This is a genomic window from Streptomyces sp. NPDC059679 (assembly GCF_042734105.1).
Lineage (GTDB): Bacteria > Actinomycetota > Actinomycetes > Streptomycetales > Streptomycetaceae > Streptomyces.
In genome coordinates this window covers 48,513-74,807 of the sequence record NZ_JBHWES010000045.1, presented here as the reverse complement: position 1 = coordinate 74,807, position 26,295 = coordinate 48,513, and the positions used below count along the sequence as shown (strand labels likewise).

The window sequence follows — 26,295 nt, the reverse complement described above, 5'->3', positions numbered from 1 at the left end:
ATGTGCGGTGGGCTCATGAACAACCCCCCGCACCCCGCTGACCTGCAAGCTCCCGGACTACGACGGCAAGCTGTCCTGACCCGGCGACAGGTGCTGCGGATACCCCGGCGAGTCCCCCGGCCCGGGCGGGCCTCCCGGCCCCCAGAAGCGCTCGGCCCGCCTGCGCCGCCTGGCCGCCATCAGCAGCGTCAGCGCGCCGGCCGGCACGGCCAGCAGGCCGCCGCCCAGGGTCAGCAGCCACGCGGGGACTCCCCCGATGGTCAGCAGCTTGTGGTCGTACGTGACGCGCTGAAAGGTGTCGTCCTTCTCCGCGCGCCGGAACTCATGGTCCCCGTAGATGAGTTCCGGCCGCGGAAACGACTGCTGGAAGCTCGTCAGGAACATCCGCTTCCCCGCCAGCTCCGCCAGGTCCCCCCGCGGCGCCTGCCCCGGGGTGACCCACCCGGCGTAGGTCACCCGCGGCGCCCCGCCCCCGATGTCGCCGCGCGGCTCCATGCGGTGCGGCGCCAGGACGTAGAGCTCGAGGTTCTGCGGCGTCTTCGCCAGCCGCGACAGCCGCATGGGATAGATCAGACGGTTCGAGTCGAAGGTGAGCCGCAGCGGGTCGAGCGTCCCGCCCAGCACGTCCTTGGCCCCGTCGCCCCGGTCGGCGACCGCCGCGGGCGCCAGGCGCACCGCCACGTACTCCCACTTGGCGCGTACGTACGGCTTGAGCCCGTCCGCCAGCCGGTCCGGCAGCTGGAAGCCGTGCTTCTCCAGCCAGTCGCGCAGCGCGTCCGGGTCGGTCGCGGTGAGCCGGGCGACGTCGAACGGGCCGAGCCGTTCACGGCCGACGACGCCCACGCGTGGGGGCGCGCTCGACGGGGCGCCCGCCCCGGCGCCGGCCCCGTCGACGTACTCGATCTTTCGGTCGTCGAAGGGCCAGTCGCCCCTCCTCGGCCAGAAGTAGTGGCGCGTCCGGTGCGCCGGCGCGGTGACCTCGCTCACCTCGTCGAACAGCACGCGGTCCCCGAGCCGGACCGTCGCCCGGTGCGGCACGGGCATGATCCACGCCGCCTCGTGGGCGTCGCCGCCCACCGTCAGGCTCATGACGATCTCCTCGGTGCGGCCGTCCCAGCGCACCACCGACGTCTCCCGCGCCACCGCCACGGTGGTGTTCCGGCCGGGCACCAGCCCGCCGCAGCCGCAGGCGTACGCCGGCCACACCAGCGATCCGAGCTGGATCGACACCAGGGCCAGCACCACCAGCCAGGTCCGCTGCCACCCGGGCCGCGATATCCGTCCCCCGACGTACCGCACTCCGCACTCCCCCGCCCGCGGCTCCGGCTCGGCCGTACCGCGCATCACCGTGATATTCACCGTGCCCGTACCCGCCTGACCGGCGGACATGTCCTCAGACGGTGGCAACGAGGGATCCGGTTCCTCGGCTGGAAAGGTGGAAAGCTCCAGATCTCGAGGCGCAATGTTGGTACATAACGGCGCGCGCGGGGGCCGTGCGCCCCACAAGACTGGCCTGCACAGCCCGACCGGGCGCCGCCCAGCCCGCATATCGGGGCGGCGGCCGGATGGACGACACCCGCGCGAAGGGGCAGAGATGACGGGTTCACGCATAGCCGCCGTCGGCCACTACCAGCCCGCGAGGGTGCTCACCAACGACGATCTGGCCGCCATCGTCGACACCAGCGACGAATGGATCCGCACCCGGGTCGGGATCCGCACCCGGCACATCGCCAGGGCGGACGAGACAGTGGACGAGATGGCCGCCGCGGCGGCCAGCAAGGCCCTCGCCGCGAGCGGGCTCGCACTCGCCGACATCGACTTCGTGGTCGTCGCCACGTCCACGGCGATCGACCGCAGCCCCAATATGGCGGCCCGCGTCGCCGCCCGGCTCGGCCTCGGCTCCCCCGCCACCCTGGACATCAATGTGGTCTGCGCCGGCTTCACCCATGCCCTGGCCACCGCCGACCACACCATCCGGGCCGGGGCGGCCTCCGCCGCCCTGGTCATCGGCGCCGACAAGTTCACCGAGGCGGCCGACTGGACCGACCGCTCCAGCTGCGTGCTGCTCGGCGACGGCGCCGGCGCGGCGGTCGTGGTGGCCGATGACCGGGCACAGGAGGCGGACGGGGACGGCGTCCCGGGGATCGGTCCGGTGGTCTGGGGCTCGGTGCCCGAGATGGGCCACGCCGTACGTATCGAGGGCTCTCCGCCCCGCTTCTCGCAGGAGGGCCAGGCGGTCTACCGCTGGGCCACCACCCAACTACCGCCCATCGCGCGCGAGGTGTGCGCACGGGCCGGGATCACCCCCGAGGAGCTGGCCGGGGTGGTGCTGCACCAGGCGAACCTGCGGATCATCGAGCCGGTCGCGCGCAAGCTCGGCGCCACGAACGCGGTCATCGCGCGCGATGTCGTCGACTCCGGCAACACCTCGGCGGCCAGCGTGCCGCTCGCGCTGTCCAAGCTGGTCGAGCGGCGGGAGATCGCTCCGGGCGCGCCGGTGCTGCTCTTCGGCTTCGGCGGCAACCTGTCGTACGCGGGTCAGGTCATCCGCTGCCCATAAGGGCACGCGGCCAGGCCGTGTCCGATTCGTTCAAGACCGGCGGCCGGCGGCGTGCCTACGCTGCCCGCATGACAGCACAATTTGACGCGATCGGCCTGGTCACGACCGACATGGCCGCCTCGCTCGCCTTCTATCGCCGACTCGGCGTAAACATCCCCGCCGACGCCGACACCGAGCCGCATGTCGAGGCCACCTTGCAGGGCGGGCTGCGCCTGCTGTGGGACACCGTCGCGGTGGTCCGCTCCTTCGACCCCGACTGGACGCCGTCGTCGAGCGGATCCGAACGCATCGGCCTGGCCTTCCTCTGCGGCAGCCCGGCGGACGTGGACAAGACGTACGCCGAACTCGTCGAGTCGGGAATCGGGCGCGAGCACAAGGAGCCGTGGGACGCGTTCTGGGGCCAGCGCTACGCCGTCGTCCTCGACCCGGACGGCAATGGCGTCAGCCTGTTCGCGCCCCTGGCCGACTGACCGGAGGCGGGCCGGACCGGCGGTGCGCACCGGCGGCTAGAGCAGCCGGCCCAGCGGCACCCCGGTCAGCGCCCTGACCTCGCGTGCGAGATGGGCCTGGTCGGCGTATCCGGTGACGGCCGCGACCTCGGCGAAGGCCGTCCCCACCCGGGCCGCGTCCAGCGCCCGGTTCAGCCGCAGGACCCGGGCCAGCGTCTTGGGTCCGTAGCCGAACGCCGCGAGCGACCGCCGGTGCAGCTGCCGCTCCCCGAGGCCCACCGCCGCGGCGACCTCGGCGACGGACCGGCCGCCGGAGAGCCCCGCGACGACCGCCCCGACCGCCGGATCGGGCGGCTCGGCACGGTGCAGCCGGTCCAGCGCGACGACCTCCAGGAGGCGGCTGACCCCGCGAGGGCCCGTACCGCCGGGGGCCGCCTCCTCCGCCAGCCGCTCGGTGAGCCGCCGCACCTCGGCGTCCGGCCACAGCGCCGCCAACGGCACCCGCTGGTCCCGCAGTTCGTACGCGGGCACGCCGAGCACATCGGGGCCGGTGCCGGGGGCGAACCGCAGTCCGACCCAGCGGGCGCCCGGCGAGCCCTGGGCGAGATGGGCCCGGGTGTCGGGACCGGCCACGAACAGCTCCCCGTCCGAGGCGCCCGAGGCCGCCGGATCGCCGCAGCTCCAGATCAGATCGGTGCAGCCGTCCGGCAGCACCCGCTGCGGCCCGGCCCCGGCGGTACGGGACCACACCACCGCCCGGCCGCCCAGCGGCCTGGATCCCCACTCCTGGTACAGCTCCTGGTACAGCACCTCGTCAGGGAACCTCGCGCAGATACATCGCGCCACAGGAATGACAGAAGGGCACTGAGTCGTCCGTGGCCCAGACCTCCGCCGACTGCGTCTCGGCGTCCGGGGCCAGCTCGCGCCCGCACATCGCGGTCGTGCCGTTGGCGCGGACCATGTGCCAGATCTTGACCGGCGCGCCGGCCACCCGACCCGAGCTGCCCTCCTCGTATTCGGCGCGCATCTCGTGCTGCATGCGTACACCTCCTGCTCTCTCCATGGTCCCGCCCGCCGCGACCGTTGGCCAGCGGGCACCACCGCGCCCGGGCCCGCGCCCGTCCCGCCTAGAACACCGACCAGCCGGTCAGCGTCGTGAAGTGGTCGAGCGCCGCCGTCCCGGCCACCGAGTTGCCCCGTGCGTCGAGCCCCGGGCTCCAGACGCACAGCGTGCACCGGCCGGGTATCACGGCGACGATGCCGCCGCCGACGCCGCTCTTGCCGGGCAGGCCGACGCGGTAGGCGAAGTCGCCCGCCGCGTCGTACGTACCGCAGGTGAGCATGACCGCGTTGATCCGCTTCGCCTGGCGCGGCGACAGCAGCCGGGAGCCGTCCGCGCGCAGCCCGTGCCGGGCCAGGAAGCCGCCCGCGACGGCCAGGTCGCGGCAGCTCATCTCGATCGAGCACTGCCAGAAGTAGTGCTCCAGGACGGTGGTGACGGGATTGTCGAGGTTGCCGTAGCTCGCCATGAAGTGCGCGAGGGCGGCGTTGCGGTCGCCGTGCTCGGACTCGGAGGCCGCGACGGCCTGGTCGAAGGCGAGGTCGGGGTTGCCGCTCTCGGCGCGCAGGAACTCCAGCATGGTCGTGCTGGCGTCGCCGGTCAGGGTCTGCAGCCGGTCGGTGACGACCAGGGCGCCGGCGTTGATGAACGGATTGCGCGGGATGCCGTTCTCGTACTCCAGCTGCACCAGGGAGTTGAAGGGGTTGCCGGACGGCTCCCGGCCGACCCGGCGCCAGATCCGCTCGCCGTCCTGTTCGAGGACGAGCGCGAGGCTGAACGCCTTGGAGATGCTCTGTACGGAGAAGGGGACCTCCCAGTCGCCGACCCCGGTCACCGTGCCGTCCACGTCCGCGACGGCGATGCCGAACCGGCGCGGGTCCACCGAGGCCAGCGCGGGGATGTACTGGGCCACCTCGCCCTGGCCGATATGCGGTGCGACGTGGGTCGCGACCTCCTCCAGAAGTCCCTGGTAGTCCATGGTGGCGTGCTTCTTCCTGCGCATCGTCGAGCGGATCGGAACGCACCATAACCGGAGTGCCCCACATCGCCGGCACCAGGGATTCATCACCGAGTGTTTTCGTGGGTATGCAGGGGGTGACAGTCGGGCCGCGATGGGCGGCCCCGCACGACGCGAACGGAGGCGGCCATGGCCTCACCCATGTCCGCAGGGGACTTTTTGGCGGTTCTGCAGCGGGAGGGCCTGCAAGTGGTGCAGGTCGGGGACTGGCGGCACCACAACAGAAACCACAAGGGGCCCTGGGGCGAGGTGCACGGCGTCATGATCCACCACACGGTCACCTCGGGCACCGAGCTGACCGTACGGATCTGCCGGGACGGCTTCGATGCGCTGCCCGGTCCGCTGTGCCATGGCGTGATCGCCAAGGACGGCGAGGTGCACCTGGTCGGCTACGGCCGCGCCAACCACGCGGGGCTCGGGGACGACGAGGTGCTGCGGGCGGTGATCGCCGAGAAGGCCCTGCCTCCGGACAACGAGGCGAACACGGACGGCAATCGCTGTTTCTACGGCTTCGAATGCGAAAACCTCGGCGATGGAAAGGACCCCTGGCCGGAAGCCCAACTGGAGGCGATCGAGCGGGCCGCGGCGGCGATCTGCCGCTATCACGGCTGGACCGAGCGCTCGGTGATCGGCCATCTCGAATGGCAGCCGGGCAAGACGGACCCGCGCGGCTTCACCATGGCCTCGATGCGGGCACGCATCCGCGACCGGCTGAAGTGACCGGCTGAGGCGACGGGCCCTAGCCGTCCGCGTTCTCCTCCCGGTAGGCCGTCGCCTCCTCCAGGTCCAGCCTGCGCAGCAGCGTCCGCAGCATCTCGTCGTCGATCCGCCGGGCGTCGCGGAGTTCCACGAACACCGCGCGCTCGGCGCCGATCACCTCGCGGGCCAGCCGGCGGTAGGTGTCGTCGGCCGACTCCCCCGTCACCTCGTTCACCGCCCCCAGCCGCTCCCACACCGCGTTGCGGCGCCGCTCCAGCACCGCGCGGAGCCGGTCGGCGAGCGGCTGGGGCAGGGCGTTGCGCTCATCGGCGAGGAGTTCGTCGAGGCGCCGCTCGGCGGCCCGGGACGCCTCGTTCTGCGCCTGCGCCTCCGCCAGGGTCTCGGCCTGCACGTCACGGCCGGGCACGGGCAGCGCCCGGATCAGCGCGGGCAGGGTGAGCCCTTGGATGACGAGGGTGCCGATGACGGTCGTAAAGGTCAGAAAGAGGATGAGGTTACGAGCCGGGAAGGGGAGTCCGCCGTGCCCGGTCAGCGGGATCGAGAAGGCGATGGCCAGCGAGACCACCCCGCGCATCCCGGCCCAGCCGACGATGACCGGCGAGGTCCAGTCGGTCTCCGGCTCCCGCTCGCGGATCCGGCGGGACAGCGCCCGGGGCAGGAAGGTCGCGGGGAAGACCCAGAGGAAGCGTACGCACACGACCGCGAGGAAGAGCATGGCCGCGTACCAGCCCGCCTCGCCGGCCCCGTACTCGCCCAGGCCCCGCAGCACCACCGGCAGCTGCAGCCCGATCAGGGCGAACACGGCGGACTCCAGCACGAAGGCGATCATCTTCCACACCGCCGACTCCTGGAGCCTGGTGGCGAAGTCCACCTGCCAGGAGTGGTGCCCGAGGTAGAGGGCGACCACGACGACCGCGAGCACGCCCGAGGCATGGACCTGTTCGGCCGCCAGGTACGCGACGAAGGGGATGAGCAGCGAGAGGGTGTTCTGCAGCAGCGGATCGCGCAGATGGGTGCGCAGCCAGTGCAGCGGCACCATCAGGATCAGACCGACCCCGACGCCGCCGACGGCCGCGAGGGCGAATTCCCGCAGGCCCCCTGTCCAGGTGGCCCCCTCGCCGACCGCCGCGGCCAGCGCCACCTTGTAGGCGGTGATGGCCGTGGCGTCGTTGACCAGGGACTCGCCCTGGAGGACGGTGGTCAGGCGGGAGGGCAGGCCGACGCGCCGGGCGATGGCCGTCGCCGCCACCGCGTCCGGCGGGGCGATGACCGCGCCCAGGACGAGCGCGGCGGTCAGCGGCAGGTCCGGCACCAGCAGATAGGCGATCCAGCCGACCGCGAGGGTCGCGAAGAGCACATATCCGATCGACAGCAGGGCGACGGGGCGGATGTTGGCGCGCAGGTCCAGGTACGAACTTTCGAGCGCCGCCGTGTGCAGCAGGGGCGGCAGTACGAGGGGCAGCACGATATGCGGGTCGAGGGTGTACTCGGGCACCCCGGGCACATACGAGGCGATGAGTCCGACGGCGACCAGCAGCAGCGGGGCGGGCACCGGTGTGCGGCGGGCCGCGCCCGCGACGGCCGCGCTGCCCGCGACCAGCACCAGCAGTGGAAATACGTCCATGAACCAGCCCGTCCCGATGGTGTTGTCGGTTTAGTCTGGCAATCATGAACGAGTGTCCGCATGTTCCCGAGCTGCCGGTGCCCGAACCGGAGCCGAGATACGACACCTGCCGGGAGTGCCTGGCCGCGGCGAGCCACCCGGTGCAGTTGCGGCTGTGTCTGTCCTGCGGGCATGTGGGCTGCTGCGACTCATCGCCGTTCCAGCACGCCACCGAGCACTACAAGGAGACCGGACACCCCGTGATGCGCAGCTTCGAGGCCGGCGAGAGCTGGCGCTGGTGCTACGTGGACCACATGATCCTCTAATGACTGCCGCATCGCGGGTGTGGCCCGCTAGCCTTAATCATGATCCGAACAGCGATGCCTTCAGCAGGGAGAGGGCCGGAAAGGAGCCTGTCACCAGCGGTTCCTTCAACGAGGCGATATCTCTTTCGAATTGAGACCGCAGACCTCTAGCCACGCTGTGTACTCATGTGCTTACACTGAGTGATATCGAGAACCTTCGGGTCGGCGTTCACCCATGACGGGGGCCGTGCTTCGTCCGGGCGACACCGAGCCGCAGATCGCGATAGCGTCGCAGCCGAACCACGTGCCGCGTCGGTCTGTACCCCCTCCACCATAAGGGCTCACGACCGGCGCTCCAATCAGCTCAGCTCAATCAGCTTGTGTCACCTTGGAGGTGAGGGTGTCCCAGATCGCAGGCGAGCCCGGGACCCAGGACTTCGTAGAAGTCCGGCTGCCCGCTGAGGGTGCCTACCTGTCGGTGCTGCGGACGGCCACGGCCGGCCTGGCAGCCCGCTTGGACTTCACCCTCGACGAGATCGAGGATCTGCGCATCGCCGTCGACGAGGCGTGCGCGATCCTGCTCCAGCAAGCCGTGCCCGGCAGTGTGCTGAGCTGCGTCTTCCGCCTGATCGACGACGCACTTCAGGTGACCGTCTCGGCCCCGACCACCGACGGGCGCGCCCCTGAGCGCGACACCTTCGCCTGGACAGTGCTCTCCGCGCTCGCCGGCAAGGTCGACTCGACCGTCGCCGAAGACCGCACGGTCAGTATCAGCCTGTACAAGGAGCGCGGCGCCGGCCCCGGACAGCCGTGAAGGAACCGGACAGCCGTGAAGGAAAGGGGGGCTCCGTGAGCACCGCATCATCGCGGGGAGTGCGTACCCCGGCCATCCCGCACCCGCCGGCCCAGCCGCATCCCGCGGACCCGGAGGCGGCAGGAGACCGACCAGAGCGGGCGGACCACATGGATCAGCATCACCACGAGCGGCGCGAGCAGCCCGATCCGCATGATCGCAGCGGAGCGCGGGCGATGTTCGTCGAGCTGCGCAGCCTTCCGGAGGGCTCCACGGCCCGCGCCGAGCTGCGCAACACCCTCGTGCGGATGCATCTGCCGCTGGTGGAGCACCTGGCGCGGCGCTTCCGCAACCGCGGCGAGCCGCTGGACGACCTCACCCAGGTCGCCACCATCGGATTGATCAAGTCCGTGGACCGGTTCGATCCGGACCGCGGTGTGGAGTTCTCGACGTATGCGACCCCCACGGTCGTCGGCGAGATCAAGCGGCACTTCCGCGACAAGGGCTGGGCGGTGCGGGTGCCGCGTCGGCTGCAGGAGCTGCGGCTCTCGCTGACCACGGCCACCGCAGAGCTCTCCCAGCGGCACGGCCGCGCCCCCACGGTCCATGAGCTGGCCGAGCATCTGAGCATCTCCGAGGAGGAGGTGCTGGAGGGCCTGGAGTCGGCCAACGCGTACAGCACGCTGTCCCTGGACGTGCCGGACACGGACGACGAGTCCCCGGCGGTCGCGGACACGCTCGGCGCGGAGGACGAGGCGCTGGAGGGCGTCGAGTACCGCGAGTCGCTGAAGCCGCTGCTGGAGGATCTGCCGCCGCGCGAGAAGAAGATCCTGCTGCTGCGCTTCTTCGGCAATATGACCCAGTCGCAGATCGCGCAGGAGGTCGGCATCTCCCAGATGCACGTCTCACGGCTGCTGGCCCGCACCCTCGCCCAACTGCGGGAGCGGTTGCTGGTGGAGGAGTGAGCGCAGCGGAGTGAGAGCAGGGGTCAGGCGTCGCGCGGGCCGATGCCCAGGGCCTCCGTCGCCGTCGGGTTGATCAGCAGCGCCAGGACGGCGAACGCCGCGACGGCGGTGGCCACCCCGACGGCGATCAGCCCGCCGCCGTTCTGCACCAGCGTCCAGGCCACGGGCAGCGCCATCAGCTGAGTGATCATCGCGGGCCCGCGGCTCCACCGCCGGCGCTGCCACAGCCCGCGCGCCGCGGCCAGCGGCAGCGCGGCCAGTGCCAGCACGGTCACGCCGAGCATTTCGGCCTGCTGAGGGCTGTCCGGGTCCCCGGTCAGCCCCATGACCAGTACGTACACCCCCAGGCCCACCAGCACCACGGCCTCGGCCGCGGCCAGCATCGCGGCGGCCGTGATGCGGGTCGGGCGCGGGCCGGACGGGGCCTCGTCGGCGGGGGCGGCCTTGGCGCCCTTGCTCCCCTCGGTCCCCTTGGCCTGAGTGGCCCCAGCAGCCTTGGGAGCCGTCGTCGGAGTCGGCTTCGCCGTCTTCGCGGCCCTGGCCTTCTTGGCGGTGGCGGACTTCTTACTGCTCACCCGAGCAGCGTAGCCGCCGCCCGCCCGGGCCGGGGCCAGGCCGCGATTACGGCCGATTCACCCTTAGTGGGTAGGCTGCTGAGCATGCGCGCGCTCATCGTGGTCAATCCGGCAGCAACCACCACCAGTGCCCGCACCCGCGACGTCCTGATCCACGCGCTCGCCAGCGATCTGAAGCTGGACGTGGCGACCACGGAGTACCGGGGGCACGCCCGCGACCTGGCCCGGCAGGCCGCGGAGGGGGGCACACACGAGCTGGTCGTCGCCCTTGGCGGTGACGGCACGGTCAACGAGGTGGTCAACGGGCTGCTGCACCACGGCCCCGATCCGGACGGGCTGCCCCGCCTGGCCGTCGTGCCCGGCGGCTCCACCAATGTCTTCGCCCGCGCCCTCGGCCTGCCCAATGACGTCGTGGAGGCCACCGGCGCCCTGCTGGACGCGCTGCGGGACGGCACCGAGCGCACCGTGGGCCTCGGGCTCGCGGGGGGCACCCCTGGCACCCCGGACGAGTCGGTGCCGGCGCGCTGGTTCACCTTCTGCGCGGGCTTCGGCTTCGACGCGGGCGTGATCGGCCGAGTCGAACAACAGCGCGAACGCGGCAAGCGCTCGACCCATGCGCTTTACATACGCCAGGTGATGCGTCAGTTCCTCGGCGATCCGCACCGCCGGGAGGGGACCATAACCCTCAAGCGGCCGGACGAGGACCCCATCGAACAACTGGTGCTGGCCATCATCTGCAACACCGTCCCCTGGACCTTCCTGGGCAACCGCCCGATCTACGCCACGCCGCGCGCATCCTTCGACACCGCCCTCGACGTGCTTGGACTCTCCAAACTGTCCACCTCGGCGGCCACCCGCTACGCGACCCAGCTGCTCACCTCCAGCCCCGATCGAGGGCCCCGCGGCAAGCACGCGACCTCCCTGCACGACCTGACGGACTTCACCTTGCAATCGCAGGCGCCACTGCCGTTTCAGATGGACGGTGACCACCTGGGACTGCGTACGAGCGTGACGTTCACAGGCGTACGCCGTGCACTGCGTGTGATTGTGTGAGTGAGACCGCAAAAAGTCCTTCCAGTCGAACGTTTAGCCTGGCTTCCACCCCCCGGAAGTAGGGCTGTGACAGAGCCGACACCAAGGAATCAAAAAAAACTTTCCGGAAGGGGTTGTATCCGCCGCCGAGGTTTGCGAATCTCTTCTTGGCGATCGGGACGGCCTCCAGAAGGCCCCCTTGAGAGCCCGAATCCCCTTCCTCATTCCACGGGACCGCACCAGCCCCAACTGGTTGACGTCCCTACCCTTGTCGAGGGGTTCGTGAAAGCGTTCACATTCACAAGCAATCCGCAAGCAACACGAGGAGATGGAGCAGCCATGGACTGGCGTCACAACGCCGTTTGCCGCGAGGAAGACCCCGAGCTGTTCTTCCCCATCGGCAACACCGGTCCTGCGCTGCTGCAGATCGAGGAAGCCAAGGCCGTCTGCCGCCGCTGCCCCGTCATGGAGCAGTGCCTGCAGTGGGCGCTTGAGTCCGGCCAGGACTCCGGCGTCTGGGGTGGACTCAGCGAGGACGAGCGCCGCGCGATGAAGCGCCGTGCCGCTCGCAACCGGGCACGCAACGCCAGCGCCTGACGCCCACACCCCGTGGCCCCCGAGCCGCAGCGCGCAGTAACCCCGATGCGCACAGCAACGTGAGCTTTGAGCCCCGGACCACTCCCGGTCCGGGGCTCAGTGCTGTGCTCACCATGTGAGCGACATGCTCACTATGTGAGCGGGTGTGCTCAAGGTCTCACGCCGTCTCACACAGTCCCGCCCGGAGAATCGCCCCGGTCACCGAATCAGTGCTTCTCCACCCGTACCGGGATGTCCAGGACGACTCGGGTGCCGCGCTCGGGCGCGGGCACCATGTCGAACGTCCCGCCCAGCTCCCCCTCCACCAGCGTGCGTACGATCTGCAGGCCGAGGTTGCCCGCCCGCTGCGGGTCGAACCCCTCGGGCAGCCCGCGCCCGTCGTCCTCGACGGTGACCAGCAGCCGCCCCTCCCCACCGGGAGCGGAGCGCACCGCCGTCACCTCGACGGTGCCCTGCTCCCCCGGCCCGAAGCCGTGTTCCAGCGCGTTCTGCAGCACCTCGGTCAGCACCATGGACAGCGGGGTGGCCACCTCGGCCTCGAGGATGCCGAAGCGGCCGGTGCGATGGCCGGTGACCTTGCCCGGGGATATCTCGGCCACCATGGCCAGGACCCGGTCGGCGATCTCGTCGAACTCGACCTGCTCGTCCAGGTTCTGGGACAGCGTCTCGTGCACGATCGCGATCGAGCCGACCCTGCGTACCGCCTCGTTGAGCGCGTCCCTCCCCTGGTCGGAGTCCATCCGGCGGGCCTGGAGGCGCAGCAGGGCGGCCACGGTCTGGAGGTTGTTCTTCACCCGGTGGTGGATCTCCCGGATGGTGGCGTCCTTGGTGATCAACTCGCGCTCGCGGCGCCGCAGCTCGGTGACGTCCCGGAGCAGGACGAGCGAACCGATATGAGTGCCCTTGGGCTTGAGCGGGATGGCCCGCAGCTGGATCACCCCTTCGTCGCCCTCCACCTCGAACTCGCGCGGCGCCCACCCGCTCGCCAGCTTGACCAGCGCCTCGTCCACCGGCCCCCGTACGGGGGCGAGTTCGGCGGTGGTCTGGCCGAGGTGGTGGCCGACCAGGTCGGCGGCCAGGCCGAGGCGGTGGTAGGCGGACAGCGCATTGGGGCTGGCGTACTGGACGACGCCGTCCGCGTCGAGCCGGATCAGGCCGTCGCCCGCGCGGGGCGAGGCGTCCATGTCGACCTGCTGCTCGGGGAAGGGAAACGATCCTGCGGCGATCATCTGGGCGAGGTCGGACGCGCTCTGGAGGTAGGTGAGCTCGAGCCGGCTGGGCGTCCGTACGGTCAGCAGATTGGTGTTACGGGCGATCACCCCGAGCACCCGGCCCTCCCGGCGGACCGGGATGGACTCGACCCGGACCGGGACCTCCTCCCGCCACTCGGGGTCGCCCTCCCGGACGATACGGCCCTCGTCGAGGGCGGCGTCGAGCATCGGGCGGCGGCCGCGCGGGGCGAGGTGGCCGACCATGTCGTCCTGGTAGGAGGTGGGCCCGGTGTTGGGGCGCATCTGCGCCACCGATACATAGCGGGTGCCGTCGCGGGTGGGGACCCAGAGGACGAGATCGGCGAAGGAGAGGTCGGAGAGCAGCTGCCACTCCGATACCAGCAGGTGAAGCCACTCGAGGTCGGAGTCGCTGAGTGCGGTGTGCTGGCGTACGAGGTCGTTCATGGAGGGCACGTTGTGAGCCTACCTGGACGTCCGATTCAGCCTTTCCGCGCAGAGCCGTGGACAGGCGAGAGTGGTCTAGTCCAGAATAGGGCGCACTGCGATCTTCCGCCCTCCCCGCACAGGAGGGTGGATCGAGGCACACGGGGTGCTCTGCCCTGACCGCTCCGGGGGCCTCAAGTCGGCCGACTGCGGCCGATGCAACTCCGGGCTGCGGTGCCGGGTGGGTTGAGGGTCCCGCCCTGGCGCCGCGGCCCGCGGGTCCCCTCTTTTTCTGCCGCTTCGCACTGCTCGGCCCCAGGGGGCCTCCCAGGCTTCGGGCGGCTGGCCGGCCTCCGACCGGCGCCGTCGCTCACTCCCCCGACAAATGGCTCCCGCACAAAAGGCTCCCGCGCTTCGCGGGGAAGCGCGGGAGCCGGTGGGGGGTGGCGGTCTCAGAGCCTCACCTGGTCTCCGTCACCTTCGCCAGTGCCCGGGGTGCGTCCGGGTCCTGGCCTCGGGCGATGGTCACCTCGTACGCGAGCAGTTGCAGCGGCAGGATCTCCAGGATCGGCTGGACCTCCTCGGCCACTCCCTCCGTGGGCAGTGCGAAGCCCGCCGAGGCCCGGTCGACCTCGGCCTGGGGGCCGATGACGACCAGGTCCGCGCCGCGGCCGCGCAGCCGCTCCAGGACCGGCTGGAGCGCCTGGCCGCCCTTGCCGTCGGTGACGATGGCGATCACCGGCGAGATGTTGTCGACCATGGCGAGCGGGCCGTGCAGCAGATCGGCGCCCGAGTAGGACAGCGCCGGGATGTAGCTGGTCTCCATCAGCTTCAGCGCGGCCTCCTTGGCCGTGGGGTAGCCGTAGCCGCGGGAGGTGATGACCATGCGCTCGGCGAAGCGGTAGCGGCCGGCGAGCTGCTTGACCTCGTCCCCCCGGTCCAGGATCTGCTGGGCCAGCTCGGGAAGGACCTTGGCGGCCGCGCCGTCGCCGCCGCGCAGGCCCTCGACGAAGAGGTAGAGGGCGAGCAGTTCGGCGGTGTAGGTCTTGGTCGCGGGGAGCGCGTTCTCCGGGCCGGCCAGGACGTCGATGTGGAACTCGGAGACGGCGGCCAGCAGGGAGTCGGGGTTGTTGGTGACCGCGAGGGTGATCGCGCCGGCCTCGCGGGCGGCCTCGGTGGAGGCGACCAGGTCCGGGGAGCCGCCGGACTGGCTGACCGTGATCACCAGTACGTCGGTCAGGTCCTGCTCGGCCCCGTACGCGGTGGTGGTGGACATGGAGGTGAGGCCGCACGGCTTGCCCAGCAGGACCTCGATCAGATACTTCGCGTACAGCGCCGCGTTGTCTGATGTGCCCCGTGCGGTGAGGAGTACGAAGCGCGGGTTGCGCGCGGCGATGCGTTCGGCGATCTCGCGGATGCGGGGCGCGCCCTCGTCGAGGATCCGGCGCAGCACCGCGGGCTGCTCGGCCATCTCCCCGGACATGATCCGGCCCGGCTGGTCGCTGTGCTGGGCCGGAGTCGTGGCGGACATGCTGGGTGCCTCCAGTTGGCTGTGCTGTGCTGTGCCCGCGGTGCGGGCCGAGCCGGGTGGTGGCGTCATCCCCCGGCCACGCCGCCGGTGATGACCTCCGCGGCGGCCAGCCCACAGACCCGGGCGGCGCCGTGAGTCGCGATGTGCAGCGCCCCGGTCGGCGGCGCCTGGGGCACGCCCATCTCGACGACGACCGTGTCCGGCCGGGCGGCGAGCAGGGTGTCCAGGGCGTCGGCCATCCAGGGGTGGCGGTGGACATCGCGTACCACTGCGACGATCCTACGGTCAGCCGCCTTCCCGAGTACATTTGCGATCAAGGCGGGCACACCGTCGGTCACACCCTCGATGTCACGCTGGCCATAGGTGGCAGTGCCAGTGCCGGGCAGCAGCCGGGCCAGTTCGGCGGCGACGCCCCAGGGAGTCTCGTCGCCGACGGCGATGTTGGCCATGGGGGTGAAGGCGGCGACGAACGCGGGCCCGGTGGGCGGCTCGTACGGCTGGTCGCCCGGGGTGACGCGCAGCGCCCGGCGGGCGGCGCGCAGCCCCGCCTCGGGGGCGGGCGCGATGCCCTCCGCCGCGCCCGGCCCTCCGGCCTGTCGCGCCCAGTCGCCGAGGGCGCGTACCCGGGCCGCGGCGTCGGCGAGCCGCGCTTCGGGCAACTCCCCGGCCCGTACCGCGGCCACCAGCGCGTCGCGCAGCCGTACCACGGTGTCCTCGTCGCTGAGTCCGCCGCCGACGCAGATCGCGTCGGCGCCCGCGGCGATGGCGAGCACGCTGCCGCGGTCGATGCCGTAAGCGGCGGAGATGGCCTGCATCTCCATGCCGTCGGTGACGATGAGCCCTTCGAAGCCGAGCCCGCCCTCGCTGACGGGGGCGCGCAGCAGGCCGTGCAGCGCGGCCGGGCTGAGGGTGGCGGGCAGGCCGGGGTCGAGCGCGGGCACCAGGATGTGGGCGCTCATCACGGCCTTGGTGCCGGCGGCCACGGCGGCCCGGAAGGGGATCAGTTCGCGGGCGGTGAGGGTGTCGAGGTCGGCGTCGATGCGCGGCATGGCGTGGTGGGAGTCGACGGCGGTGTCGCCGTGCCCGGGGAAGTGCTTGGTGCAGGCGGCGACCCCGGCGCCCTGGAGGCCCCGGATGTACGCGGCGGTGTGGCGGGCCACGAGCTGCGGGTCGGCGCCGAAGGCGCGTACGCCGATGACCGGGTTGTCGGGGTTGGAGTTGACGTCGGCGGACGGCGCCCAGTCGAGGTTGACCCCGCACGCGGCGAGCCGGCGGCCCATCTCGCGGGCCACGGCCTGGGTCAGGGCGGTGTCGTCGACGGCGCCCAGCGCCAGGTTGCCGGGGAAGGAGGAGCCGGTCCGCACCTCAAGACGGGTGACGTCACCGCCCTCTTCGTCGATGGCGACGAGCAGGTCTTCGCGCTCGGCCCGCAGCTGGGCGGTGAGGGCGGCGAGTTGCTCGGACGAGTTGATGTTGCGGCCGAAGATGCCGACGGAGCCGAGTCCTTCACCGAGCCGCCGCAGCACCCAGTCGGGCGCGGTGGTGCCGGTGAAGCCGGGTTGCAGTACCGCCAGGGCGTCCCTGGTGAGAGTGTCCAAGCCGCGTGCGAGGGTCGTCATGGAGAAAGATCATCCCTTCACAGCGCCGGAAGTGAGACCACCGACCGCCTTGCGTTGCAGGAACAGGAAGAGAAGCAGGATGGGGATGGCGAACAGCGAGGCGGCCGCCATGGTGGCGCCCCAGTCGTCGCCGAAGTTCGTCTGGAACTTGGACAGCCACAGCGGCAGCGTCTGGGCCTCGGGATCCTTGTTCAGGATGAGTACGAGCGGGAACTCGTTCCAGGCCGTGATGAAGCCGAACAGCGAGGTGGCCATCAGTCCGGGCGCCAGCAGCGGGAAGATCACCCGGATGAACGCCTGCGGCCGGGTGCAGCCGTCGACCATCGCGGACTCCTCCAGCTCCTTGGGCACGGCGGCGACATAGGAGCGCAGGGTGAGGATGGTGAAGGGCAGCACCATGACCATGTAGAAGAGGGTCAGCGGGACCAGGCTGTTCAGCATCTCGCCATCGCGGATGATCATGTAGATCGCGATCACCATGACTTCCCAGGGCGCCATCTGGGCGATCATGAACGTCACCAGGAAGCCGCGGCGGCCCTTGAAGCGCATCCGGGCGAGGGCGAAGGACGCGAGGAGCGCGAGCACCAGGGAGAACGCCACCGCCGAGACGGTGACGGTCAGGGAGTTCCGCACCAGGGTCCAGAAGTTCTCCGCGTTCGTCGCCGTCTTGAAGTGCTCGAAGGTGGCGTTGGTCGGGAACCACACCGGGTCCTCGGAGATGATCTCCGAGGTCGGCTTGAGAGCCGTGCTGAACATCCAGTAGACGGGGAACACGAAGGCGATGAAGAGGACGATCGCCGTCGCATTGGGCCACAGCCGCCCGGCCGCCGAGCGTTTCACAGCTCGTCCCCCTCATCCTTCTCTTGTTTGAGCACGATCCGAAGGTAGTAGGAGGTCAGGGCCAGCAGGATCACGATGGTCAGCAGCGAGATCGCCGCGCCCATGCCGTAGTGCTGATTGCCCACGCCCTCGATGAACGCGTAGACGGGAAGGGTTTCGGTGAGCCGGTCCGGGCCGCCCTCGTTGATCGCGAAGACCTGCGGGAACGCCTTGAAGACCCAGATCACCTCCAGGAAGACCGTCGCGAGGAGGAAGGGCCTGAGGAAGGGCAGGGTCACCGAGGTGAAGGAGCGCCAGGCCCCGGCGCCGTCCAGTGAGGCCGCCTCGTACAGCTCCTTGGGGATCGTCGTGGTCGCCGCGTAGAGGTTGATCGCCACGAAGGGGATCGACTGCCAGACGATCAGGACGGTGATGACGAAGAAGGTCGAGAACTGGCTGCCGGTCCAGTTGTAGTCGGCCATCGAGTGCCAGCCGAGCTTGTCCAGGACCCAGTTGACCACCCCGAAGCGGGAGGCGAACAGCCACTGGTAGACGGTGGTCGCCGCGATCGGCGGCATGGCCCAGGCCAGGACGAGACCGGTCGACAGCAGCAGCCGCATCTTCGTCCCGAGCCGGGCGAGCAGCAGCCCGACCAGCGTGCCGAGCACCATGATCAGCACGACGTTGACGGAGGTGAAGACCACCGATCTGGCCGTGACCCGCCAGAAGTCCTCGCTGGTCAGCGCCTCGCGGTAGTTGTCGACGCCGTTCCACTCGGTGAGGTGCTGGATCAGCTGCCGCATATTGAGGTTCTGGAACGACAGCATGCCGTTCTTCACCAGCGGCCAGCCCAGCAGCACCACGGTGGCGGCCAGCGCGGGCAGAAGCAGCAGATAGGGCGCGGTGCCGACGAGCCGGCCGCGCCCCGGGGGCGCCCCGCGGCCCGTACCCGTACCCGTACGGCCCGGCGGCGCCCCGCGCCCGGGGACCCCGGGCGCCGCGGGGCGGCCGGGGTCCTTGCGAGTGGTGCGTGTGGTCGCTACAGCCATCGCCGTTACTGCTTCTGGCTGAGGCGCTTGTTCAGCTCGTCCTCGACCGACTTGGCCGCGTCCGTCGGGGACTTACCGTTCAGCACGGCGGTCATATATGCCTTGACCGGGTTCGGGGCGTTCTCCACCGGGGCCCACTCGGGGATCAGCGGGGTGGTGCCGCCGCCCGCGACGGCGGGCGCCGCCGCCTCGGCCGCGGCGTTGCCCTTGAGCTGGGTCTGCAGCGACTCCTTGTTGGGGATCACGCCGCCTTCCTTGGCCAGCTGCCCCTCATAGGTGTCCGACAGCGCGATCTTCAGGAACTCCTTGGCCAGCTCCTGCTTCTTGCTGCCCGCCGCGACCGCGAGGTTGGAGCCGCCGAGGAAGACGCCCTCCGGCTTGTCGGCGGTCTCCCCCGGGATGGTGAAGTAGCCGATGTCCTTCTCGATCTTCGGGTTGGCCTTGATCGCGGTCGCCGCCTCCCAGCCCATCCCGATGAAGGCACCCGTCTTGCCCTTGGCGAAGACCTCGGCCTGCTGCGGCGTGGCCTCGTCCTTGTCCTTGGGGGCCTTGCTGAAGGACTGGTACTGCTTGTAGATGTCCATGGCCTTGGCGACCTTGGGGTCGGCGAGGTTGGAAACCCACTTCTCGCCTTCCTTCTTGACGAGGTCGGCACCGGTGCCGATGGTCAGCCCGTCGAAGAAGTACCAGTTCTGGCCCGGCAGATAGATCGGCTCGGCGTCCGTCTTCTTCTGGATCGCGTTGAGATCCTGGAAGAACTCGGTCCGGGTCTTGGGGGTGTCCTTGATCCCGGCCTCCGCCCAGATCTTCTTGTTGTAGAGCACCACGCGGCTGGCCGCGAACCACGGGGCGGCGTACTGCTTGCCGTCGTAGACCGCGGACTTGTTGAGGGAGTCGGCCCAGTCAGCACCGACCGACTCCTTCAGGTCGGTCAGCTCGGCGAGGCCGCCGGTCTGGGCGTACGCCGGGGTCTGGGTGTTGCCGATCTCGATCACGTCCGGCGGATCGGACTCCGAGAGCGCGGTGGTCACCTTCTGCTGAATGCCGTTCCACTGCTGGACCTCCAGCTTCAGCTTGGCACCCGTCTTCTTCTCGAACGCCGCCTTGACGTCCTTCGTCCAGCCGTCGGGGGTGGACCCGTCCATCGCCCATACGGTGAGCGTCTCGCCCTTGAAGCCGTCCGCTCCGGTCTTCTCGTCGTCATCGCCGGACCCGCAGGCCGCGACGGTCACCAGCATTGCCGCGACACCCGTCGCCGCTATCAGCCCACGCTTCACAGCACACTCCCCAAAGGACCGGAAGACAGGTTTAATGGTTTAGACCAGTGCCCGCAGCTTGGCCTAGACCTTTGGGGGTGTCAAGGGTGTCCAAGAGCCGCCATCGGCTCCGTTACCGGACCGACACCTGACGACATACGGGCTGAGCAGCCGCTCACGGCCGAGGCCGTGCCACGATGTGAGCCGCTGAAAACGGAGGAGCCGGTGACGGCAGCAGACCAGGGGTCGGAAAGGCGCGCGATGGAGACCGAGGGGGCAACGGCGGCGGCCGCGACGGGGACGACAGCCACCACAGCCACGACAGCCACAGCCGAGGGCGGCATCCGCTCCGCCCACGGCTCCGGCAGCAGCGCCGGAAGCAACGCCGGCAACAACACCGGGACCAGCACCGGGAACACCGCCGGCGGGACCCGCACCGCGCGCGTGCCCAAGTACTACCGCCTCAAGCGGCACTTGCTGGAGATCACCGAGACCCTGCCGCCCGGCACCCCGGTCCCTCCCGAGCGCACCCTCGCCTCCGAGTTCGACACCTCCCGCACCACCGTGCGGCAGGCGCTCCAGGAACTGGTCGTCGAGGGGCGGCTCGAGCGGATCCAGGGCAAGGGCACCTTCGTGGCCAAGCCCAAGGTCTCCCAGGCGCTCCAGCTGACCTCGTACACCGAGGACATGAAGGCCCAGGGCCTGGAACCCACCTCCCAGCTCCTGGACATCGGCTATGTCACGGCCGACGACCGGCTCGCCGGGCTCCTGGACATAGCGGCCGGCGGCCGGGTGCTGCGCATCGAGCGGCTGCGGCTGGCCAGCGGCGAACCCATGGCCATCGAGACCACCCACCTCTCGGCGAAGCGCTTCCCCGCGCTGCGCCGCAGCCTGGTCAAGTACTCCTCTCTCTACACGGCCCTGGCCGAGGTGTACGACGTCCACCTCGCCGAGGCCGAGGAGACCATCGAGACCTCGCTGGCCACCCCCCGCGAGGCGGGGCTGCTGGGCACGGACGTCGGGCTGCCGATGCTGATGCTCTCGCGCCACTCGCTGGACGCGGCGGGCGAGCCGGTGGAGTGGGTGCGGTCGGTCTACCGCGGGGACCGCTACAAGTTCGTGGCCCGGCTGAAGCGCCCGAACGGCTGAACCCACGCCGCCGGAACGACGCCTGACGGCTCCGCCCACGCCACCCGAACCACGGCCGACGTCCTTATCTTTCCCATACCGATATACGGACGGGTAGTGACGTCCGCCTGACCTCTGGCTTAGATTTCCTGCGCATTAAGCAAATGATCAGTCACTTACGCAGCTTACGCAGGTGCTCAGCCGCGGGACGGAGCAGCCGCCAATGTCAGGAACATCCGGTACGCAAGGCAGGAGACCGGCCGTCACGCCCTCGCGCGTCGTGGCCGGTCTGTGCCTGATCGCCCCCTTCGTGGCGATGCTGTGGGTCGGCTCGTACGCCAAGATCGAGCCCACCTTCATCGGCATCCCCTTCTTCTACTGGTACCAGATGCTCTGGGTGCCCGTGTCGGCCCTGCTGACGACGGTCGCGTACATCCTGGTCCGCCGTGAGAAGCGGGCGCTGCGCGCGGCGGAGCAGGCACAGAAGGGAGGTGCGGCGGAATGAAGGACGTCAACGGCGTCGCACTCGCCGTCTTCATCTTCTTCTTCGTGGCCGTCACGGTCATGGGCTTCATGGCCGCGCGCTGGCGGCGGGCCGAGAACGCCAACAACCTCGACGAGTGGGGTCTGGGCGGCCGTAGCTTCGGCACCTGGGTCACCTGGTTCCTGCTCGGCGGCGACCTCTACACCGCGTACACCTTCGTCGCCGTCCCGGCGGCCATCTACGCGGCGGGTGCGTCCGGCTTCTTCGCCGTGCCGTACACCATCCTGGTCTACCCGCTGATCTTCCTCTTCCTGCCCAAGCTGTGGTCGGTGTCGCATAAGCACGGGTACGTCACCACCTCGGACTTCGTCCGCGGCCGGTTCGGCTCCAAGGGCCTGTCGCTGGCCGTCGCGGTCACCGGCATCCTCGCCACCATGCCGTACATCGCCCTCCAGCTCGTCGGCATCCAGGCCGTGCTGGACGTGATGGGCGTCGGCGGCGGCGAGAACACCAACTGGTTCATCAAGGACCTGCCGCTGCTGATCGCCTTCGGCGTGCTCGCCGCGTACACCTACTCCTCGGGTCTGCGCGCCCCCGCGCTCATCGCCTTCGTCAAGGACACGCTGATCTACATCGTCATCGTGGTGGCGATCATCTACATCCCGATCAAGCTCGGCGGCTTCGACGACATCTTCGCCAAGGCGGGCCACTGGTTCTCCGAACCGAACCCGAAGACCGGGGCGCCACGCGGCGCCCTGGCCAGTGGCGAGAAGGCGCAATGGGCCTACGCCACCCTGGCCATCGGCTCGGCGCTCGCGCTGTTCATGTATCCGCACTCGATCACCGCGACGCTCTCCAGCCGCAGCCGCGAGGTGATCCGCCGCAACAGCACCATCCTGCCGCTGTACTCGCTGATGCTGGGCCTGCTGGCGCTGCTCGGCTTCATGGCGATCGCGGCCGGTGTGAAGGTGGACAACAACCAGCTCGCCATCCCGCAGCTGTTCGAGGACATGTTCCCGGACTGGTTCACCGGCGTCGCCTTCGCCGCCATCGGCATCGGCGCCCTGGTCCCGGCGGCCATCATGTCCATCGCCGCGGCGAACCTGTTCACCCGCAACATCTACAAGGACTTCATCCGGCCCAACGCGACGCCCGAGGAGGAGACCAAGGTCTCCAAGCTGGTCTCGCTGCTGGTCAAGGTCGGTGCGCTGATCTTCGTCCTCGGCATGGACAAGACGGTCGCGATCAACTTCCAGCTGCTGGGCGGCGTCTGGATCCTCCAGACCTTCCCGGCCCTGGTGGGCGGCCTGTTCACCCGCTGGTTCCACCGCTGGGCGCTGCTCGGCGGCTGGGCGGTCGGCATGATCTACGGCACCTGGAAGGCGTACGACACCCCGGCCGCCACCCAGAAGCACTTCGGCAACACCGCCGAGATACCCGGCATCGGCGAGATCGGCTACATCGGCTTCACCGCCTTTGTGCTCAACGTCGTCGTGGTGGTCGTCCTCACCTTCGTCCTGCGCGCCCTCAAGGCCCCGGACGGCATCGACGAGACCTCCCCCGCCGACTACCAGGCGGACTCGGGCGAACCGGGCGTCAAGACCGAGCTCCCCCCGGCCACGGCGGGCGCCCCCGGCGGCCACTGACGCCTCGGCTTCTTCGCGCCTCGGCTTATTCACAACGACGGGCCGCCGCCTCCCCACCACCAGGGGGCGGCGGCCCGTTCGTATGCATACGCACCAGCATCAGCCGGGCGACACAGCGCCTTCGCCGGTGGTGGCCGCCGCATGGAAAGCCGCGGTCAGGAAGGTGACCAGCCGCCCGGCGTCGTCATCCCCCGGCACCACGCCCTCGGCGGCGCCGCCCGGATGGAGATCACCCAGGGCGCTCGACTGATACAGGCCCAGCAGCCCGACCATGGCCCGGAAGCGGAACGCGACCTCCGCCGCCGGCAGTTGAGGCAACGCGGCCCGCAGCGCATCGAGGTACTGACCCTCCGCCGGGCCGACCTCCGTGGCGAAGAGGCGCCGGATCGCGGGGTCGGGCTCGGACATCACCTGACCCAGGAACCGCGCGACCGACATACCCCGCTCCCCGCTCCGCTCCACGAGCCGCGCGCCCGTCATGACGAAGGCGCGCACCAACTCCTCCACGGTGGGCTGCCGGTCGCCGGATGCGCGCAACTCCTCCAGCAGGCGCAGACGCTCGCCGTTGACCGCGGCCATGGCGCGCTCGACGACCGCGCGCAGCAGCCCCTCCTTGGATCCGAAGTGGTAGTTGACCGCGGCCACATTGGCCTCGGCCGCGACCGTCACCGTCCGCAGCGAGGTGGCGGCGAAGCCGTGCTCGCCGAAAAGCCGCTCGGCGGCGTCGAGGAGACGGTCCCGGGTCGGGGCGGGCTGGGGCTCATTCATCGGCACCAAAGTAAAACGAGCGCTTGATTCAAGCAAGCGGTCCATGCTCCACTTGAAACGACCGTTTGAAACGCTCAATTGAAACGCTCGCTTAGACGGAGTGATCGCCATGCACCAGTCCACGGCCCCGCCAGCCGCACCGCCTCGCCCCGGCGCCGCCCAACGGACAGCCGTCCTGACGGTGATGTGCCTGGCCCTCGCCGTCGTGGTCGGGATGCTCGCCTCGCTCCTGGTGGCCGTCCCCGACATGGCCCGCGACCTGCGGGCCACCGAGTCCGAGCTGCAATGGATCATGAACGCGTACGGTGTGGCCTTCGCCGGTCTGCTGCTCCTGGGCGGCGCCCTCGGCGACCGCTACGGCCGCAAGGGCGTCCTGCTCGCGGGACTCGCCCTCTTCGCGCTGTCCTCGGGCGCCGTCGTCTGGACCGACGATGTGACGCTGGTGATCGGCCTGCGCGGCCTGGCGGGCGTGGGCGCGGCCCTGGTCATGCCGATGACCCTGTCGATCATCACCCATGTCTTCCCGCCCGAGGAGCGCGGCCGCGCCGTCGGCATCTGGTCCGGCGTCAGCTTCGGATCCGGCCTGCTCGCCGTACTGCTGGCCGGGGGGCTCCTGGAGGCGTACTCCTGGCGCTCGGTGTTCCTGACCAACGCCCTGCTCGCCGCCCTCGCCCTCATCGTCGCCGCCGTGATCGCCCCGGCCTCGAAGCAGTCGGAGCCGTTGCGGCTCGATGTCGTGGGCGCCCTGCTGTCAGTGGTCGGCATCGGGGCGCTGGTCTTCGGCATCGTGGAGGGCCCGGAGCTCGGCTGGTCCGACGGCGCGGTGATCACGGGCTTCGCCCTGGGCGCCGTCGGGCTCACGGCCTTCGTCGGCTGGGAGCTGCGGACCGCGCACCCGCTGCTGGACGTACGGGTCTTCCGGCTGCCGGGAGTCTCGGCGGGCTCGCTCATCATCACGGCCGAGTCGATCGCCATGTTCGGCTTCTTCTTCCTCGGCCTGCAGTATCTGCAGCAGATCCTCGGCTACTCCCCCATACGCTCCGGGCTCGCCCTCGTCTCCATGGCCCTCGGCGCGATCCTGTTCTCCCCCGTCGCCCCCGGATTCGCCAAGCGGTACGGCATGCGCGCCGTGATGGGGGTGGGCATGGCCCTGATCGCGGCCGGCCTCGGCGTCCTGGCCGCCACGGTCGACGGCGGCGGCCTCTGGCCCTTCCTCGCCAGCACCACCCTCCTCGGCGCGGGCATCGCCTTCGCCGCGACCCCCGCCACCGAGGCCATCGTCGCCGCACTGCCACCCGAGAAGCAGGGCGTCGCCTCCGCGCTCAACGACCTCACCCGCGAACTGGGCGGAGTCCTCGGCATCGCGGTCCTCGGCAGCGTCTTCAACGCCACCTACCGCTCCGACGTCGCCGATACGACCCACGGCCTGCCGACCGAGGCGGCGGACTCGACCCGCGACTCCCTGGCCGGCGCGCTGCGCGCCGCCGCCGAACTGGACGGCCGGACTGGAGCCCGGCTGGCCGACGCGGCCCGCGAGGCGTTCAACAGCGGCATGGCCAACGCGCTGCTCGGCGGCATCGCGGTCGTCGTCCTGGGCGCGGTCTCGGCGGTGGTGCTGCTGTCGCGGCGCCGCGCGTAGTCAGGCGGCGGTCGACCATCGCCGCCCGCCACCCGCCACCCGCCGCCGGGCCGCTGCGTCACGGACCGCCCGCTCCGCCGGGGAGCGGCGGCCCGTTCGCGTGGCGCCTGCACACATGCGAGGGCGGCGTTGAGCCGTGCCGTTCAGCTCTCGCCCGGGCGCGCGGCGGCCGCGGCGGCGACAGCGACGGCGAGTGGGTCGTGTGAAGGGCGGTCGAGCAGGTCTTGAAGATCCGTACCGGTGTCGCCCAGGAAGCCGTGGCGGATGCTGGTGGCGATCGAGGAGAGCATCGGCGGCTGGAACGGCAACAGTCCAGGGGCGCCCAGGAGCCTGCTCCGGTATTCGCCCAATCCGATGGTCCGGTGGGCCACTCCAAGGCCATCGGCGACAGCGGGCGCCGTGATCGGCGCGCCGACGAGGTCGTAGACGCGCTCACCGTGTCGCTCCGGATCGCCCGCGACGATCGCCGCCACGTCGGCCAGGTCCTCACGCGCCACGGCGGACAGCGCGCCCTCACCGAACGCGGACTCCACCGCATCGCCGTTCCACATCAAGAGGGCGCCGAAGAGTTCGGCGTACAGGCCGTTGCGCAGGATCGTCCAGCTCATGCCACTGCCCCTGACCAGTCGCTCCGTCGCGCGATGCGCCGGCGCGAAGCCGAGGTGGTCGCCGGCGCCGGTCAGACTCGTGTAGATGACGTGCTTGACGCCGTCGCGAGCGGCGGCGTCAAGCACCGCCGCATGCCGACGGATCACCTGATCGTCCTCCGCGTAGCCCGCGGAGACCAGCACGAGCGTCGAGACACCGGTCAGGCCGATGCCGGACGGCTGGTCGAAGTCGAGGAGCCGTACTCCTTCGCCGGGCGTACGGCTACCGCCGATCGCCTCCACACCGCGGGCACGCAGCGCCGCGAGGGTGAGTGAGCCGAGGTTTCCGTTCGCGCCGGTCACCAAGATCATGGGGCCGAAGCCTCCTTCGTGGTTCTCGTCAGTAACTACGATCGGATCCTGACCCGCCCGCAAAT

The 26,295-nt window shown here is 70.4% G+C and carries 26 protein-coding genes; 12 read left to right on the top strand and 14 right to left on the bottom strand.

Going from position 1 to position 26,295, the window contains the following annotated elements; genetic code table 11:
* Positions 1–57 precede the first annotated feature (57 nt).
* Entirely contained in the window at positions 58–1,389 is a 1,332-nt protein-coding gene (locus tag ACFV2X_RS35880) for a DUF2330 domain-containing protein (RefSeq protein ID WP_385624824.1), read from the bottom strand.
* A 205-nt stretch (positions 1,390–1,594) separates the two neighbouring features.
* On the opposite strand from ACFV2X_RS35880, the gene ACFV2X_RS35875 reads away from it, so the two are divergent.
* Positions 1,595–2,560, top strand: a complete 966-nt coding sequence (locus ACFV2X_RS35875; protein WP_385624821.1) for a beta-ketoacyl-ACP synthase III — start codon at positions 1,595–1,597, stop codon at positions 2,558–2,560.
* A gap of 68 nt (positions 2,561–2,628) precedes the next feature.
* A complete protein-coding gene (locus tag ACFV2X_RS35870; RefSeq protein ID WP_385624819.1) occupies positions 2,629–3,030 on the top strand; it encodes a VOC family protein in 402 nt (133 codons plus the stop codon).
* Between the two features lie 36 nt (positions 3,031–3,066).
* On the opposite strand, the gene ACFV2X_RS35865 is transcribed toward ACFV2X_RS35870, so the two are convergent.
* The 3 genes from ACFV2X_RS35865 to ACFV2X_RS35855 all read right to left on the bottom strand — a co-directional run bounded on the left by ACFV2X_RS35865 (position 3,067) and on the right by ACFV2X_RS35855 (position 5,048).
* Complete coding sequence (locus tag ACFV2X_RS35865; protein ID WP_385624816.1) at positions 3,067–3,819, bottom strand: DUF6597 domain-containing transcriptional factor; 753 nt, start codon at positions 3,817–3,819, stop codon at positions 3,067–3,069.
* A gap of 4 nt (positions 3,820–3,823) precedes the next feature.
* Positions 3,824–4,048 (bottom strand): hypothetical protein, encoded by a 225-nt coding sequence (locus ACFV2X_RS35860; RefSeq protein ID WP_089511128.1) that lies wholly within the window; start codon positions 4,046–4,048, stop codon positions 3,824–3,826.
* Between the two features lie 88 nt (positions 4,049–4,136).
* A complete protein-coding gene (locus ACFV2X_RS35855; RefSeq protein WP_385624900.1) occupies positions 4,137–5,048 on the bottom strand; it encodes a glutaminase in 912 nt (303 codons plus the stop codon).
* Between the two features lie 168 nt (positions 5,049–5,216).
* On the opposite strand from ACFV2X_RS35855, the gene ACFV2X_RS35850 reads away from it, so the two are divergent.
* Positions 5,217–5,807, top strand: a complete 591-nt coding sequence (locus ACFV2X_RS35850; RefSeq protein WP_385624814.1) for an N-acetylmuramoyl-L-alanine amidase — start codon at positions 5,217–5,219, stop codon at positions 5,805–5,807.
* 19 nt (positions 5,808–5,826) lie between these two features.
* Here the strand turns inward: ACFV2X_RS35850 and ACFV2X_RS35845 are convergent, their stop codons facing one another.
* Complete coding sequence (locus ACFV2X_RS35845; RefSeq protein WP_385624811.1) at positions 5,827–7,431, bottom strand: Na+/H+ antiporter; 1,605 nt, start codon at positions 7,429–7,431, stop codon at positions 5,827–5,829.
* Positions 7,432–7,475: 44 nt separating this feature from the next.
* Here ACFV2X_RS35845 and ACFV2X_RS35840 point away from each other — a divergent pair, with 44 nt between their 5' ends.
* The 3 genes from ACFV2X_RS35840 to ACFV2X_RS35830 all read left to right on the top strand — a co-directional run bounded on the left by ACFV2X_RS35840 (position 7,476) and on the right by ACFV2X_RS35830 (position 9,473).
* Positions 7,476–7,736 (top strand): UBP-type zinc finger domain-containing protein, encoded by a 261-nt coding sequence (locus tag ACFV2X_RS35840; RefSeq protein WP_385624808.1) that lies wholly within the window; start codon positions 7,476–7,478, stop codon positions 7,734–7,736.
* 379 nt (positions 7,737–8,115) lie between these two features.
* A complete protein-coding gene (locus ACFV2X_RS35835; protein WP_089511125.1) occupies positions 8,116–8,529 on the top strand; it encodes an anti-sigma regulatory factor in 414 nt (137 codons plus the stop codon).
* Positions 8,530–8,564: 35 nt separating this feature from the next.
* Positions 8,565–9,473, top strand: a complete 909-nt coding sequence (locus ACFV2X_RS35830) for an RNA polymerase sigma factor SigF (RefSeq protein ID WP_385624806.1) — start codon at positions 8,565–8,567, stop codon at positions 9,471–9,473.
* A 23-nt stretch (positions 9,474–9,496) separates the two neighbouring features.
* Here the strand turns inward: ACFV2X_RS35830 and ACFV2X_RS35825 are convergent, their stop codons facing one another.
* Complete coding sequence (locus ACFV2X_RS35825; RefSeq protein WP_385624804.1) at positions 9,497–10,048, bottom strand: hypothetical protein; 552 nt, start codon at positions 10,046–10,048, stop codon at positions 9,497–9,499.
* Positions 10,049–10,132: 84 nt separating this feature from the next.
* Between ACFV2X_RS35825 and ACFV2X_RS35820 the strand changes: the two genes are divergently transcribed.
* A complete protein-coding gene (locus ACFV2X_RS35820; protein ID WP_358627711.1) occupies positions 10,133–11,101 on the top strand; it encodes a diacylglycerol kinase family protein in 969 nt (322 codons plus the stop codon).
* 318 nt (positions 11,102–11,419) lie between these two features.
* Complete coding sequence (locus ACFV2X_RS35815) at positions 11,420–11,677, top strand: WhiB family transcriptional regulator (RefSeq protein WP_003953983.1); 258 nt, start codon at positions 11,420–11,422, stop codon at positions 11,675–11,677.
* 206 nt (positions 11,678–11,883) lie between these two features.
* Here ACFV2X_RS35815 and ACFV2X_RS35810 read toward each other — a convergent pair whose 3' ends face one another.
* The 6 genes from ACFV2X_RS35810 to ACFV2X_RS35785 all read right to left on the bottom strand — a co-directional run bounded on the left by ACFV2X_RS35810 (position 11,884) and on the right by ACFV2X_RS35785 (position 19,627).
* Complete coding sequence (locus ACFV2X_RS35810; RefSeq protein ID WP_385624897.1) at positions 11,884–13,353, bottom strand: sensor histidine kinase; 1,470 nt, start codon at positions 13,351–13,353, stop codon at positions 11,884–11,886.
* 439 nt (positions 13,354–13,792) lie between these two features.
* A complete protein-coding gene (locus tag ACFV2X_RS35805; RefSeq protein WP_385624801.1) occupies positions 13,793–14,863 on the bottom strand; it encodes an SIS domain-containing protein in 1,071 nt (356 codons plus the stop codon).
* Between the two features lie 65 nt (positions 14,864–14,928).
* The gene (locus ACFV2X_RS35800) at positions 14,929–16,482 is read right to left on the bottom strand and encodes a glycoside hydrolase family 3 protein (RefSeq protein ID WP_385624799.1); all 1,554 of its coding nucleotides are present in this window, start codon (positions 16,480–16,482) and stop codon (positions 14,929–14,931) included.
* Between the two features lie 9 nt (positions 16,483–16,491).
* Complete coding sequence (locus ACFV2X_RS35795; protein ID WP_385624796.1) at positions 16,492–17,322, bottom strand: carbohydrate ABC transporter permease; 831 nt, start codon at positions 17,320–17,322, stop codon at positions 16,492–16,494.
* A complete protein-coding gene (locus ACFV2X_RS35790) occupies positions 17,319–18,350 on the bottom strand; it encodes a carbohydrate ABC transporter permease (RefSeq protein ID WP_385624794.1) in 1,032 nt (343 codons plus the stop codon). The genes ACFV2X_RS35795 and ACFV2X_RS35790 overlap by 4 nt, the downstream gene beginning before the upstream one ends.
* Positions 18,351–18,355: 5 nt before the next feature.
* Positions 18,356–19,627: an extracellular solute-binding protein gene (locus ACFV2X_RS35785; RefSeq protein WP_385624791.1), complete on the bottom strand. Its 1,272-nt coding sequence runs from the start codon at positions 19,625–19,627 to the stop codon at positions 18,356–18,358.
* A 240-nt stretch (positions 19,628–19,867) separates the two neighbouring features.
* Between ACFV2X_RS35785 and ACFV2X_RS35780 the strand changes: the two genes are divergently transcribed.
* From ACFV2X_RS35780 to mctP, 3 genes are all read left to right on the top strand, one after another.
* A complete protein-coding gene (locus ACFV2X_RS35780) occupies positions 19,868–20,755 on the top strand; it encodes a GntR family transcriptional regulator (protein ID WP_385624895.1) in 888 nt (295 codons plus the stop codon).
* Positions 20,756–20,957: 202 nt separating this feature from the next.
* Positions 20,958–21,239 (top strand): DUF3311 domain-containing protein, encoded by a 282-nt coding sequence (locus ACFV2X_RS35775; RefSeq protein WP_385624789.1) that lies wholly within the window; start codon positions 20,958–20,960, stop codon positions 21,237–21,239.
* Positions 21,236–22,864, top strand: a complete 1,629-nt coding sequence (mctP, locus tag ACFV2X_RS35770; RefSeq protein ID WP_385624786.1) for a monocarboxylate uptake permease MctP — start codon at positions 21,236–21,238, stop codon at positions 22,862–22,864. Before ACFV2X_RS35775 ends, mctP begins: the two co-directional genes overlap by 4 nt.
* A 99-nt stretch (positions 22,865–22,963) precedes the next feature.
* Here mctP and ACFV2X_RS35765 read toward each other — a convergent pair whose 3' ends face one another.
* Positions 22,964–23,632: a TetR/AcrR family transcriptional regulator gene (locus ACFV2X_RS35765; protein ID WP_385624784.1), complete on the bottom strand. Its 669-nt coding sequence runs from the start codon at positions 23,630–23,632 to the stop codon at positions 22,964–22,966.
* A 109-nt stretch (positions 23,633–23,741) separates the two neighbouring features.
* Here ACFV2X_RS35765 and ACFV2X_RS35760 point away from each other — a divergent pair, with 109 nt between their 5' ends.
* The gene (locus tag ACFV2X_RS35760) at positions 23,742–25,271 is read left to right on the top strand and encodes a DHA2 family efflux MFS transporter permease subunit (RefSeq protein WP_385624782.1); all 1,530 of its coding nucleotides are present in this window, start codon (positions 23,742–23,744) and stop codon (positions 25,269–25,271) included.
* Between the two features lie 143 nt (positions 25,272–25,414).
* Here the strand turns inward: ACFV2X_RS35760 and ACFV2X_RS35755 are convergent, their stop codons facing one another.
* Complete coding sequence (locus ACFV2X_RS35755; protein ID WP_385624779.1) at positions 25,415–26,230, bottom strand: NAD(P)H-binding protein; 816 nt, start codon at positions 26,228–26,230, stop codon at positions 25,415–25,417.
* Positions 26,231–26,295 lie beyond the last annotated feature (65 nt).

Coding starts and splice junctions, on each gene's coding strand:
- ACFV2X_RS35880 (WP_385624824.1), bottom strand. CDS start 1,389: ATGTCCGCCGGTCAGGCGGGTACGGGCACGGTGAATATCACGGTGATG.
- ACFV2X_RS35875 (WP_385624821.1), top strand. CDS start 1,595: ATGACGGGTTCACGCATAGCCGCCGTCGGCCACTACCAGCCCGCGAGG.
- ACFV2X_RS35870 (WP_385624819.1), top strand. CDS start 2,629: ATGACAGCACAATTTGACGCGATCGGCCTGGTCACGACCGACATGGCC.
- ACFV2X_RS35860 (WP_089511128.1), bottom strand. CDS start 4,048: ATGCAGCACGAGATGCGCGCCGAATACGAGGAGGGCAGCTCGGGTCGG.
- ACFV2X_RS35855 (WP_385624900.1), bottom strand. CDS start 5,048: ATGGACTACCAGGGACTTCTGGAGGAGGTCGCGACCCACGTCGCACCG.
- ACFV2X_RS35850 (WP_385624814.1), top strand. CDS start 5,217: ATGGCCTCACCCATGTCCGCAGGGGACTTTTTGGCGGTTCTGCAGCGG.
- ACFV2X_RS35845 (WP_385624811.1), bottom strand. CDS start 7,431: ATGGACGTATTTCCACTGCTGGTGCTGGTCGCGGGCAGCGCGGCCGTC.
- ACFV2X_RS35840 (WP_385624808.1), top strand. CDS start 7,476: ATGAACGAGTGTCCGCATGTTCCCGAGCTGCCGGTGCCCGAACCGGAG.
- ACFV2X_RS35820 (WP_358627711.1), top strand. CDS start 10,133: ATGCGCGCGCTCATCGTGGTCAATCCGGCAGCAACCACCACCAGTGCC.
- ACFV2X_RS35815 (WP_003953983.1), top strand. CDS start 11,420: ATGGACTGGCGTCACAACGCCGTTTGCCGCGAGGAAGACCCCGAGCTG.
- ACFV2X_RS35810 (WP_385624897.1), bottom strand. CDS start 13,353: ATGAACGACCTCGTACGCCAGCACACCGCACTCAGCGACTCCGACCTC.
- ACFV2X_RS35805 (WP_385624801.1), bottom strand. CDS start 14,863: ATGTCCGCCACGACTCCGGCCCAGCACAGCGACCAGCCGGGCCGGATC.
- ACFV2X_RS35800 (WP_385624799.1), bottom strand. CDS start 16,482: ATGACGACCCTCGCACGCGGCTTGGACACTCTCACCAGGGACGCCCTG.
- ACFV2X_RS35790 (WP_385624794.1), bottom strand. CDS start 18,350: ATGGCTGTAGCGACCACACGCACCACTCGCAAGGACCCCGGCCGCCCC.
- ACFV2X_RS35780 (WP_385624895.1), top strand. CDS start 19,868: ATGGAGACCGAGGGGGCAACGGCGGCGGCCGCGACGGGGACGACAGCC.
- ACFV2X_RS35775 (WP_385624789.1), top strand. CDS start 20,958: ATGTCAGGAACATCCGGTACGCAAGGCAGGAGACCGGCCGTCACGCCC.
- mctP (WP_385624786.1), top strand. CDS start 21,236: ATGAAGGACGTCAACGGCGTCGCACTCGCCGTCTTCATCTTCTTCTTC.
- ACFV2X_RS35765 (WP_385624784.1), bottom strand. CDS start 23,632: ATGAATGAGCCCCAGCCCGCCCCGACCCGGGACCGTCTCCTCGACGCC.
- ACFV2X_RS35760 (WP_385624782.1), top strand. CDS start 23,742: ATGCACCAGTCCACGGCCCCGCCAGCCGCACCGCCTCGCCCCGGCGCC.
- ACFV2X_RS35755 (WP_385624779.1), bottom strand. CDS start 26,230: ATGATCTTGGTGACCGGCGCGAACGGAAACCTCGGCTCACTCACCCTC.